The 10,371-nt window shown below is 53.1% G+C and carries 12 protein-coding genes, 1 pseudogene and 1 riboswitch; of the genes and pseudogenes, 5 read left to right on the top strand and 8 right to left on the bottom strand.

The features are described 5' to 3' along the window. From OEL57_RS09895 to smc, 3 genes and pseudogenes are all read right to left on the bottom strand, one after another. Positions 1 to 194: pseudogene (locus OEL57_RS09895) on the bottom strand (signal recognition particle-docking protein FtsY); the annotation flags it as partial. Continuing rightward, positions 194 to 550, bottom strand: coding sequence for a roadblock/LC7 domain-containing protein (locus OEL57_RS09890; protein ID WP_300740157.1), 357 nt, complete (start codon positions 548 to 550; stop codon positions 194 to 196). The pseudogene OEL57_RS09895 and the gene OEL57_RS09890, both read right to left, overlap by 1 nt. Before the next feature lie 57 nt (positions 551 to 607). Further along, complete coding sequence (smc, locus tag OEL57_RS09885; RefSeq protein ID WP_300740155.1) at positions 608 to 4,135, bottom strand: chromosome segregation protein SMC; 3,528 nt, start codon at positions 4,133 to 4,135, stop codon at positions 608 to 610. A 362-nt stretch (positions 4,136 to 4,497) separates the two neighbouring features. Between smc and OEL57_RS09880 the strand changes: the two genes are divergently transcribed. Continuing rightward, on the top strand, positions 4,498 to 4,650 hold the full coding sequence (locus OEL57_RS09880) for a hypothetical protein (RefSeq protein WP_167370378.1): 153 nt from the start codon (positions 4,498 to 4,500) through the stop codon (positions 4,648 to 4,650). A gap of 36 nt (positions 4,651 to 4,686) precedes the next feature. Further along, positions 4,687 to 4,833, top strand: coding sequence for a hypothetical protein (locus OEL57_RS09875; RefSeq protein WP_012471508.1), 147 nt, complete (start codon positions 4,687 to 4,689; stop codon positions 4,831 to 4,833). Positions 4,834 to 4,909: 76 nt separating this feature from the next. On the opposite strand, the gene OEL57_RS09870 is transcribed toward OEL57_RS09875, so the two are convergent. From OEL57_RS09870 to metX, 5 genes are all read right to left on the bottom strand, one after another. Next, positions 4,910 to 5,131, bottom strand: coding sequence for a NifU family protein (locus OEL57_RS09870; protein ID WP_300740151.1), 222 nt, complete (start codon positions 5,129 to 5,131; stop codon positions 4,910 to 4,912). Between the two features lie 96 nt (positions 5,132 to 5,227). After that, positions 5,228 to 5,575: a response regulator gene (locus OEL57_RS09865; RefSeq protein WP_300740148.1), complete on the bottom strand. Its 348-nt coding sequence runs from the start codon at positions 5,573 to 5,575 to the stop codon at positions 5,228 to 5,230. Positions 5,576 to 5,610: 35 nt separating this feature from the next. Continuing rightward, the gene (gene ispF, locus OEL57_RS09860) at positions 5,611 to 6,084 is read right to left on the bottom strand and encodes a 2-C-methyl-D-erythritol 2,4-cyclodiphosphate synthase (RefSeq protein WP_300740145.1); all 474 of its coding nucleotides are present in this window, start codon (positions 6,082 to 6,084) and stop codon (positions 5,611 to 5,613) included. Continuing rightward, a complete protein-coding gene (gene ttcA / locus OEL57_RS09855) occupies positions 6,075 to 6,857 on the bottom strand; it encodes a tRNA 2-thiocytidine(32) synthetase TtcA (RefSeq protein WP_300740143.1) in 783 nt (260 codons plus the stop codon). The genes ispF and ttcA overlap by 10 nt, the downstream gene beginning before the upstream one ends. Before the next feature lie 3 nt (positions 6,858 to 6,860). Then, the gene (gene metX / locus OEL57_RS09850) at positions 6,861 to 7,964 is read right to left on the bottom strand and encodes a homoserine O-acetyltransferase MetX (protein ID WP_300740141.1); all 1,104 of its coding nucleotides are present in this window, start codon (positions 7,962 to 7,964) and stop codon (positions 6,861 to 6,863) included. A 69-nt stretch (positions 7,965 to 8,033) separates the two neighbouring features. Then, a riboswitch (SAM riboswitch) is annotated at positions 8,034 to 8,136 on the bottom strand. A gap of 166 nt (positions 8,137 to 8,302) precedes the next feature. Here metX and OEL57_RS09845 point away from each other — a divergent pair. From OEL57_RS09845 to OEL57_RS09835, 3 genes are all read left to right on the top strand, one after another. After that, on the top strand, positions 8,303 to 9,148 hold the full coding sequence (locus tag OEL57_RS09845) for a hypothetical protein (RefSeq protein ID WP_300740138.1): 846 nt from the start codon (positions 8,303 to 8,305) through the stop codon (positions 9,146 to 9,148). After that, positions 9,145 to 9,552, top strand: a complete 408-nt coding sequence (locus tag OEL57_RS09840) for an OsmC family protein (RefSeq protein ID WP_300740136.1) — start codon at positions 9,145 to 9,147, stop codon at positions 9,550 to 9,552. Before OEL57_RS09845 ends, OEL57_RS09840 begins: the two co-directional genes overlap by 4 nt. A gap of 8 nt (positions 9,553 to 9,560) precedes the next feature. Then, the coding region (locus OEL57_RS09835; protein WP_300740133.1) for a DNA translocase FtsK 4TM domain-containing protein at positions 9,561 to 10,371 on the top strand (811 nt) is incomplete at its 3' end.

The following is a 10,371-nucleotide window of genomic DNA, read 5'->3' as shown; positions in this document are numbered from 1 at the left end:
CCCAATACCAGGGCATCAATCCGACCTACCAGCCCGTCAGTGGTATTTTTGAGGCCGGACTTAAGCCGTTCAAACAGACCTGGCTTTTTTGGGGTATCATCCGTAGATTGCTGTGGAGTTTGAGGCTCCTGGGTGCCAGCTCCGGTCACCCGCTCAAACATGCCCCGCAGAAATCCTTTTTTTTCTTCAGACATCAAAGTTCCTTTTTCAGGCGCGTCAAGGCATTGTTAAAGTGGTAACGGGCCAGGCCCATCGGGCAGGCTCTATCTGCTTGTAATACTAGAGAATAATCAGGATCAACAGCACCGATCAGCAGGATCTGGCGTTCCGAAGTAACCACCACATCCTCGATAACCCCACCCTGATTGTCGGCATGGGTTTCCCGCAGGCGTGAAAGCACGATTCCCTTGTGAGCGGCAACAAAGCGCATGTCGTAGGAATCACAGTGGCAGTATTCCTGAACCGCCTCGCCTTCCCAATCGACCAAAATGGCACCCACAGCATGGGGTACGCTATCCACCAGCTCTTTTAATACGGACTGAAACGGCATTGTCTGTTCCTCGCAATGGCTGCAGAAATGATCGTTTTACATACCAGAACAATCGGCTTAATGCAATCGGACCGACACAAGACGTGATGCGCCCGGCTCCTCCATGGTGATGCCGTACAGGGTGTCAGCAACGGCCATGGTGGCCTTGTTATGGGTAATAATGATGAATTGCGATATGGCGCTCATCTCCCGCACCATATCATTAAAACGCCCGATATTGGCATCATCAAGCGGTGCATCCACCTCGTCCAACAGACAGAACGGGGTCGGCTTGATCAGGAAGATCGAGAAGATCAGGGCCACGGCAGTCAACGCCTTTTCGCCGCCGGACAGCAGCATGACATTGGCCAGCTTTTTGCCGGGAGGCTGCACAATGATGTCGATACCGGTCTCCAGCAGATCCTGCTCGTCGGTCAGGCGCAGCTCCGCCTTGCCGCCGCAGAACAAGCGCGGGAACACTTCCTTGAACTTTTCATTGATCAAGGTGAAGGTTTCAAGAAAACGTTGCCGGGTGGTGCGATTGATCCGGTGGATCGCCTGTTGCAGATCGTTTAGCGATTCCTCAAGATCAGCCTTCTGGCCAGCCAGAAAATCGTAGCGTTGTTCCATTCCGGCGTACTCTTCAATTGCCATCAAGTTGACTTCACCCAGCTCGTCGATCATCCGCTCAAGGTCGGTTTGGCGAATGCGGGCCACAACCGGGTCAAGCTCCCGCTCACCCAGCCGTTCACGCACGTCACTCAAGCTCAACCGATGGCGATCCTGCAATGACTGTTCAAGGTGTTCCTGTTGTAGTGACAGTGAAGTGATCTTTAACGACAGATCAGCATGCAGCTGGCGGATCGTTTCCCGTTCTTCCCGACGCAGGCGGGCATCATGCTCTGCGGTGGCCAGTTGCATTGCGGCAACTTCATGCTGTTGGCGTACCACCTGTAACAGCTCATCCTGTTTAATCTGTTGTTCAAGCAAGACCTGCAGACGCTGTTCCTCACTCTCCAGCTCGCTGCACAGGCGTTGCCGACTGTTTTCGGTCTGCTCCCGCTCAGCCGCACCGTTTTGAATACGCAGGTCCAACTCTGCCAGTTGGGAGGTCAGCGAAATAACGGTGCGCTGGTGCGCTTCGCCCTGTTCACGCAGGGTGGCAACGGCTACCCGTTGGCCCGTCAGTGCCTCACGGGCTGCGGCAAGGATCAGGCGCCGTCCCTCAAGCTCGGCGCTTAACGCCTGTGACTCCTGCTCAAGGCTTCTTGCCCGGGCGTCTGCCTCTTGTTGGCCGATGTTTGCAGCCTTTTGTTCTTCCTGCAGGCCGGTCTGCTCTTCCTCAAGGGTTGCCCGTTCATGCACCAATAATTCCAGGCGCTCAGCAAGACGCGCAGCTTCTGCATCAAGTTGCTGCTGATCCTTAATCAGGCCTGAAAGAAGCAGATCAAGCTGGTGTTGATCAGCGCGGGCGATCTGAAGTTCATGCCCTGCTTCCTGCAGTTCTGAGCGGACCCGCTTCTGCTCGGCTTCACTGACGCTCAAGGCCTGGGATAGTATCTGCACCTGCAGCTCTAACGACCTGATCTCACGTTTTTTGTGGATGATACCGCCCTGAGCGGAATCAGGGGAACCACCACTGACCGTGCCGTCGGAGGCGACCACCTCGCCGGACAATGTCACAAAGGTCAGATCAGGATGGCTGCGGGACAGCGTCAGGGCCATCTCAAGGGTGTCAACCAGATGCACCGGAGCAAGCATCCGCTGTAATTGGCTGGCTGCCTGACCAGAGATTTCCAGCAGCGTGAGCAGCGGCGTTGTGCCGCTGATCTGTTGTGGCGTGATCTGCTGCTGACGCGGAGCGGTCAGTTGGGCACGTCCTGCTGACTGTTCGCGCAGATACTGCAGTGCGCTGACCAGATCCTGCTCGTTGTTACAGAGAACCGCCTGTAGCCGTTCTGCCAGTACCGCTTCAACAGCAAGTTCATACTCTTCCGGAACCAGCAGGGTGTCAGCCAGCATGCCACCCAGCCGTTCCCGCAATGGAGACTCGGTCATTAACTGCCGTACGCCTTGTCCGTACCCTGCAAACTGAGCCTCAAGTTCCTGCAATGAGGTCAGACGCGAGCTGTTTCGGCTGAGTTCATCCCGTTGGGCCTGAACCAGCTTGTCCAGTTCCGGTAGCTGTGTCTTCAGCAGCTGTTCCTGTTCAGTCAGCAGGGTGATCTGAGCGGCAGCAGTCTGATGCTCCTGCCTGCGGAGTCCAAGCTGTTCGGTCAACGCGGTATGGCAGCGTCTGTTTTCCTGCTGCTTTTCCATAACGACAATCTGTTCGTGGCTGTGACGCTCAAGCCGTTCAGCCAAAACCACAAGACGTTTCTGGGCTGTTTCCTGGCGGGTACGGCATTGTGCGGCCTCACCAGTGGCGCTGAACAGGTCGCGACGCTGTGTCTCAATTCTGCGGCTCAGGGTTTCAAAGCCCTGTTCCTGCTCCTGCTGTTCGTCCTGCAGAGTGGCAAGCTTGGATTCTGCGGCAGTCAGGTCACTGCCAGTGGTCTGCTGGTGTTGCTGTAGTCTGGTCAGTTCGGCAACCAGCGTCTCCCGCCGTTCTGCAATCGTCTGTTGTTCAAGCTCAAGTCGGGCAAGACGCTCTGTGATCGTTTCCTGCTCTTTACGGCGAAAGGTCAGGCCGTTTTCACAGGCAACGGCCTCGCTTCTCACCTTGAACAGCTCCTCCTGCTGGATTGACAGGCTTTTTTCCGATTCCAGCATTGCCAGACGTTGCAGCTCAACCAGATTTTCTGAGGTGTCGGCGGCGCTTGCTACCTCCTGCATCCGCTGTTGTTGTTCACTCAGCTGCTGCTGCGTCTGCTGCTGCTCAGCCTGCTGGCTATCTGCCTGATGTAAGCAGAAGAGCAGGTCAATCTCCCGCAGCTCTTCGCGATGCTCGCGAAATTTTTCTGCTTTTTTGGCTTGTCGCTGCAGGGCATTCAGTTGGCGTTTGATTTCTCCCAGCACATCGGAAAGCCGCAGCAGGTTCTGGCGGGTGGCATCAATCTTTTTAAGGGCTAACTGTTTTCTGGTCTTATATTTGGTGACGCCGGCAGCCTCTTCTATCAGCAGCCGGCGCTCTTCCGGGCGCGAATGCAGGATCTGGCCGATCTTGCCCTGCTCTATAATAGAATAGGCCTTGGTGCCGACACCGGTGTCCATGAACAGCTCAGAGATATCAAGCAGGCGGCAGGGGGTTTTGTTGATCAGGTATTCACTTTCACCATCACGATAAAGGCGGCGGGTCAGCTGGATCTCGCTAAACTCAAGATACTTGGCCGGAGCACGTCCATCTTCAGTGGAAAAGACCAGCGATACCTCGGCCATTCCCAAAGGCTTACGGTTCTCACTACCAAGGAAGATTACGTCCTCCATCGCCTTGCCACGCAGATTCTTGGCAGACTGTTCTCCCATGCACCAGCGGATAGCATCCACAATATTGGATTTACCGCAGCCGTTGGGGCCCACCACGCCGGTCACGCCCTGCTGGAAGTCCAGCACAGACTTGTCGGCAAATGATTTAAATCCGGCTATTTCGAGTCGTTTGATTTTCATGGGGGTGCTTGTTAATTCCTTTGTTGCTGTTGCCAATCGAGTGATGCAACGCAACGCTGTTGCATGCAACGCTATATAACTGGCTGTATCTATATGGTTTGCGTATTGCTTTGCCTGGTTGTCTGTTGCAGTTGCGGATGCAACACAGACTTAAAAACAGTACATCAATTAAATTCGATGGACCGACTGAATGTATGTAACATGCTTAAATTAAAGGTAAATAAAAATAAATGAGTTTGTTTGTTAATGTTGGCACGTAAACTGTAGTTAAGAAAATCAAGAACGGCACATCAAGAGAGTGCCAAAACAAGATCCCAGTTATACGATACGCACCATAAAAACACAAACAAAGGAGAAGCGTCATGAAAGCAAAAAACAATTTCTCAGTCCTGTTGGCAGAAACCACCGCAAAAGGTAGTCTGGCAATCTTTGCAGGGGCAGCAGTATTTCTGGGTGGCTTTATTACCTGGTCGGCAGCCGGTACGGTCAGTGGCTTGATGAGTCTGTTCAACTAACCAGCCTAACTAACTACATTATAGGAGGAACGTATCATGAAAGTTAAAGTCAGTTATTCCGATTTAGATGACAGGAAATACATTGGAAGGGTGCTTGGCGTGTTCGGCCTCTTCGCAGCAGGCGCAGCCCTGAACGTTGCTTGGCCGGCACTGAGCCATATTGGTGGGAAATTGATCGGTTAATCCGATTACAATTAACCAGAAACAGAAAAACCCGGCATAAACCGGGTTTTTCTGTTTCTGGGCACGCCAACAAAAATTAGCGGACTTGCTGTACCTCAATGATCTCAGGAATCTGCTCCTTAATCGCCTTTTCAATCCCCATCTTGAGCGTCATGGTGGACATTGGGCAGGAACCGCAAGCTCCCTGCAGTTTTACTTTTACAATGCCATCAACTACTTCAATAAGCTCAACATCGCCACCGTCACGCTGCAACATGGGACGGACCTGATCAAGTACTGCCTGAACTTTTTCAATCATGATTGTATCTCCTTCTATTTGATAAGTAATCTGCATCCGGTTAATGGGACGACATTAGTCTTGTATAGCGTTTTTAAGAAAAAAGTGCACGTACTTTTATGCGAGCAGATCGAGTAGCTCCTGTCGTTTGATCGGCTTGGTCAGGCAACCATCAGCCAGATCGCTTAAGTGCTGTTCATACTCAGCCGGAGTTGAGGTGACCACAATAATCCGTGGCTTGTGGTCTGAGAAATTTCTGACCAGCGAAGCAAAGGAATAGCCGTTTAACTGGGGCAGGTTAAGGTCAAGCAGGACAACAGCGGGCTCATGCTGCTGGTACAACTCGATGGCGGTTACACCATCGGCAGCAATCAGCGTGTGAAAACCGGCTTCAGCTGCAATCATTTCCAGCATTGCCGAGGTCATTTCGTCATCTTCAACGATTAAGACGGTCTGTTGTTCCATGGGCGATTCCTCTACTACAAAAATAGTTTTGATGGTTATTTCTGGATCAGCAGCACCACGCAATGGGCTGAAATTCCTTCGCCGGTGCCGGTAAATCCCAGCCCTTCTTCAGTGGTGGCCTTGACATTGATCCGGTCAACTTCCACTCCGCAGGCCCGTGCGACATTTTCCCGCATTGACTGGATATGAGGCGCCATCTTGGGCCTCTGGGCAATGATGGTGGCATCCAGGTTGCCAACACAATAGCCCTTTACACTGATCAGGCCAACCACATGCTCCAGCAGCTTCATTGAGTCAGCCCCCTTGAAGGTCGGATCTGTATCGGGAAAATGCTTACCGATATCACCCATGGCCAAGGCACCAAGCAGGGCATCGGCTATGGCGTGTAGCAGTACGTCGGCATCGGAATGTCCCAGCAATCCCTTTTCATAGGGGATATTCACCCCGCCCATGATCAGTTTTCTGTCTTCCACCAGGCGGTGGACGTCATAGCCATGTCCTATGCGCATTGTGTACCTTCCTTGGTCAAGTGCCGGTCCAGCAGGTGTCGGGGCTGTATATTGCCCAGTGCTGCCAGCAGGCTGTTTTTGATCTGTGGGATTTCCTGCTCAAGCTGACGCAGCAGTTGTTTCATCCGCTGCCGCTGATGATCTGCATCAGCCACCGGGCAGTTGCAGCTGACGGTCTTGATCCCGGCCTGTTGTACTGCTGAAATTATATCCTCCTCAGCAACATAGACCAGGGGGCGGATTACCGTAATATCGCCGGAATCACAGACGGTCCTGGCAGCCATAGCCTTGAGGGTGCCGATGAAAAACTGGTTCAGTAGCAGGGTTTCAATAAAATCGTCGCGGTGGTGTCCCAAGGCCAGCAGGTTGCAGCCCAGACGGCGGGCAGCACCATACAGGGCACCACGTTTCAGCCGGGCGCAGAAGGAACAGTAGGATGAACCGGGTCGCAGCTTGGCATTGATCAGATCAACATGGTCAGTCGTTTCAATGTTCAGCTCAAGTCCCTGACGTGCGACAACATTACGGATATGTGCGGTGTCAAAACCAGGGAATCCGGCATCCACCGTAACCGGCACCAGCTGGTAGCTGATCGGGGCGCGACGCTGCATCTCAACCAGCAGCATCAGCAGCAGCAGGGAGTCCTTACCGCCAGATATGCCAACGCAGATCCGGTCGCCATCCTTGATCAGGCCAAAGTCACCAATAGCCCTGCCAACGCCGTTACGTAAGGAACGCCAGAGCTTGGGATCAACATCAGCGGGGCAGGACATCGGCTAGGGGGCGACCCGTTCCAGCAGGGAACGGACCATTGGGCTAAAGGTTTCATGCTCCAGCAGGAAGGCGTCATGACCATAGGCAGACTGGATCAGGTGGTATTCAACCTCCTTACCCAGTCCTTGCAGGCAGGTGACTATCTCTTCAGTCTGGTTGGGGGGGTAGAGCCAGTCTGAGCTGAAGGCAAAAAACTGGATCGGGGCCTGCACCCGGCTGAAGGCATCAGCCATGGATTCGTAGCCCCAGGCCACATCATACAGGTCCAGCGACTTGGCGAGATAGAGGAAACAGTTAGCGTCAAAACGATCAACAAAGTTATAGCCGTTGTAGTTCAGGTAGCGCTCCACCTCAAACTGGCCAAAAAAATCAAACAGGCCGTCTTTAGCTGAGAAACGGCGATCAAACTTCTGCCACATTGATTCATCGGACAGGAAGGTGATATGGCCGATGCCACGGGCCAGTGCCAGACCATCCTTGGGGTTGTGCTTGTACTCCCCTTTTTTCCAGGTGGGGTCATTGTAGATAGCCCAGCGTGCCACGGCGTTCAGTGATATAGCCTGGGGCGATGGGCGTGGGGTTGTGGCCAGGGCGATCACCGAAGCGACCCGCTCCGGGTACTGGGTGGCCCATTCCAATGCTTGCATGCCGCCCATGCTGCCCCCCATGACGCAGAGCAGGCGCTTGACCCCCAGATGGTCCAGCAATAGTTCCTGAGCGCGGACCATGTCGCGGACGGTGATGACCGGAAAGGTAAGGTTGTAGCGTTTGCCGGTCTTGGGGTTGATGGAGGCCGGGCCGGTGGAGCCATAGCAGGAGCCGATTACGTTTGAGCAGAGTACGCAGTAACGGTTGGTGTCCAGCAGCTTGCCGGGTCCAACAATGGCATCCCACCAGCCTGACTTGGGGTCATCTTCGCTGCGTTTGCCAGCCAGATGGGCATCGCCGGTCCAGGCGTGTTCCACCATGATCATATTGGAGCGGTCAGCATTCAGGGTGCCGTAGAGTTCATAAACCAAAGTGATTGGCGCAAGTATCCGACCACTTTCCAAACGGATACCGGAATCAAAGGTTATGGACTGTTCTTGCACAACGCCGATGGACATGATCACCCCGAAACAACAAAGGCCCCTGCTTTGTATGGGAGCAGGGGCCTTGAGTAACGTCAAGATCCTCGCTCATCTTCGCCTTGCGGCAGGATTTAGCACCTGACGCCCCTACCGGGACCGGTTGCTGTGGTTTCGTCGGGCCTTATCCCTCCACCACTCTTGATAAGCAGGTTGTGGTCGGTAAAATACGTGAATGATCACGGAGAGTCAATGTAAAATGGGTGGGTTACCGCTTAATTGGATAGCTCTGGAAAATGCCGTTACCATCTGGTATAACATTCAGGATTTTTGGAACAGATAAACTACATCACGATACGATGGAACCGGGAGGATCTATGCAACGGTTGGTGCTGCTGTTGAGTTTGTTGTTACTGCCCCTGTTGGGGGGTTGCGCCCATAACTATTATAATCTGCCGCAGGATGCGGTGGCGGAAAAAGTGAAAGTATTGGGAGTGGTGCCAATCATTGTCGATACTGATTCTGACATCCGTCATCCGCAACGGGAAGAACTGATTACCCTGCTGACCAATGTCAACCGCTCTTTTGAGCGGGATTTGCTGCGGCTGGTGAAAAATACCAACAGCTTCTATGCGGTTACCCTGCTGGATGCCGATCCGAAGGCGGTCTTTGCCAGCGCCTTGTTCCGGCGGGAACGTCGTGATGATGCGGCGATTCAGTACAACAAATATTTTTGGAAAGAAGATGTCCTGTCTGATTTCATGCGTAAAAACAGCCTTGATGCGGTCATGTTTGTGATTGTCAGCGGCATCACCCGCCCGGACAAGATCTCCTCCGCCAATCTGCTGGATTCTCTGAACACGGATTATAATTTTCTGGTCATGACGGCTCAGATTGTGGATGCCAAGGCTACCATCCTCTGGGAATACCCTAACTTCCGGCAGCGTACCCTTTCGTACACTCCCCTGATGAATCTGCAGTACCCTGATTTTGACGAGGCCAAGGCCAATATGAGTCCACGGGTGCAGGTCAAGTTCAAGACGTTGGAGGGGATTCGGCGCAGCCTGGAAAAACGTCGCCTGGATCTGCTACGCCGTGAAACCCCGGAGGTTGAGCTGTATATGGGCCAGTTTGAAGATATGACCTCCATGCTGGAGATTGACAAAGATCGTAAACCTGCACCACCTGCGCCAAAGAAGGACGAACAGGAGATTAAAAAGTGAAGATAGATATCAGTTTTGAAGGTGGCAAAAAAGTTGCCGCCACATTTGAGAATGGTCTGCAGTTGATGACCGATCAGGCTATCGAAAATGGAGGCGATGGAGCCTACCCAGAGCCGTTTGCCTGCTTTCTCGGCTCCATTGGTACCTGTGCTGGTATCTATGTGCTTGAGTTCTGTAATGCCCGCAAGATTCCAACTGAAAAGGTATCACTGACGCAAGATATCGAATTTGAGTTGGATCCTCAGGGCAAACGTCGGGTCAGCAAGGTGAGTATGACGATCAATCTGCCCCCCGAGTTTCCTGAGCGTTACCAGAAGGCGATTGTCAAGGCGGCTGAGCTTTGCTCAGTTAAAAAGGCGATCATGCACCCACCCGAATTTGTTGTTAATTATCAGGTACTGTAAAGGTCGCCGTGGACGAAACACGTAAAGTAAAGCTTACCAAAGAACTTCAGGGGATCGGTGTCGGGGCTGTTGGTCTGTTCATCCTGCTGGCTTTTATCACCTTCAGCTCGGCAGATCAGTCGCTGAACAGCTGGTCAACCGAAGGAGGCATCCGTAACCTGGGTGGACGTCTGGGGGCCCAGATTGCTGATCTGTTCTTCATGCTGTTTGGTCTGGCATCATACCTGCTACCCGGTGCGCTGCTGTATATCTCTTACAATCTGCTGCGCTTCAAGGAACCCCGCCTCCGTTTTTACAAGGTTGCCGCCTTTATCGGTCTGCTCTTCTCGCTGGCATCACTGTTCGCCTTTAGTATTGAATCAACCTCCTTTTTTGGACAACAGGTTCCCACCGGTGGCTTGATCGGACGGGGAACCGTTCTGATGCTGCGGGGAAGTATGAACGCCTTTGGTGCCCTGCTGGTGTTGCTGCCGCTTTTGGCTGCTTCAATCATGATCCTGTCCGGTTTCTCTTTTATGCTGTTTGCCTCCTGGTGGCTGGAAAATCTGCGTACCAAGTGGGCTGCCCGCAAGGAACGGAATGCCCATGCAAAAGAGGGACGTGAACGGGACAAGGCGTTGGCTGAAGGGAAGGCCGCTCCTGCCAGCGGGCCGGTGATTAAAGATTCAGTGCCGCCAACCCCTACGGCACGTCCTAATTTCTTCAAAAAGGAAAAGAAAAAGGAGGCAGCCAAGGACAAAGCAGTACAGGAGTCGTTTGATTTCATCAAGCAGGAGGGGGATTTTATCACCCCGCCTCTGTCGCTGCTGGGTCTGTCTC

It is taken from the genome of Trichlorobacter sp. (assembly GCF_030247655.1).
Lineage (GTDB): Bacteria > Desulfobacterota > Desulfuromonadia > Geobacterales > Pseudopelobacteraceae > Trichlorobacter.
The sequence above is the reverse complement of the archived record's forward strand: the minus strand, read 5'-3'. Positions and strand labels throughout refer to the sequence as shown.

Coding starts and splice junctions, on each gene's coding strand:
- ttcA (WP_300740143.1), bottom strand. CDS start 6,857: ATGTCCTGCCCCGCTGATGTTGATCCCAAGCTCTGGCGTTCCTTACGT.
- OEL57_RS09845 (WP_300740138.1), top strand. CDS start 8,303: ATGCAACGGTTGGTGCTGCTGTTGAGTTTGTTGTTACTGCCCCTGTTG.
- metX (WP_300740141.1), bottom strand. CDS start 7,964: ATGTCCATCGGCGTTGTGCAAGAACAGTCCATAACCTTTGATTCCGGT.
- smc (WP_300740155.1), bottom strand. CDS start 4,135: ATGAAAATCAAACGACTCGAAATAGCCGGATTTAAATCATTTGCCGAC.
- ispF (WP_300740145.1), bottom strand. CDS start 6,084: ATGCGCATAGGACATGGCTATGACGTCCACCGCCTGGTGGAAGACAGA.
- OEL57_RS09865 (WP_300740148.1), bottom strand. CDS start 5,575: ATGGAACAACAGACCGTCTTAATCGTTGAAGATGACGAAATGACCTCG.
- OEL57_RS09880 (WP_167370378.1), top strand. CDS start 4,498: ATGAAAGCAAAAAACAATTTCTCAGTCCTGTTGGCAGAAACCACCGCA.
- OEL57_RS09890 (WP_300740157.1), bottom strand. CDS start 550: ATGCCGTTTCAGTCCGTATTAAAAGAGCTGGTGGATAGCGTACCCCAT.
- OEL57_RS09870 (WP_300740151.1), bottom strand. CDS start 5,131: ATGATTGAAAAAGTTCAGGCAGTACTTGATCAGGTCCGTCCCATGTTG.
- OEL57_RS09875 (WP_012471508.1), top strand. CDS start 4,687: ATGAAAGTTAAAGTCAGTTATTCCGATTTAGATGACAGGAAATACATT.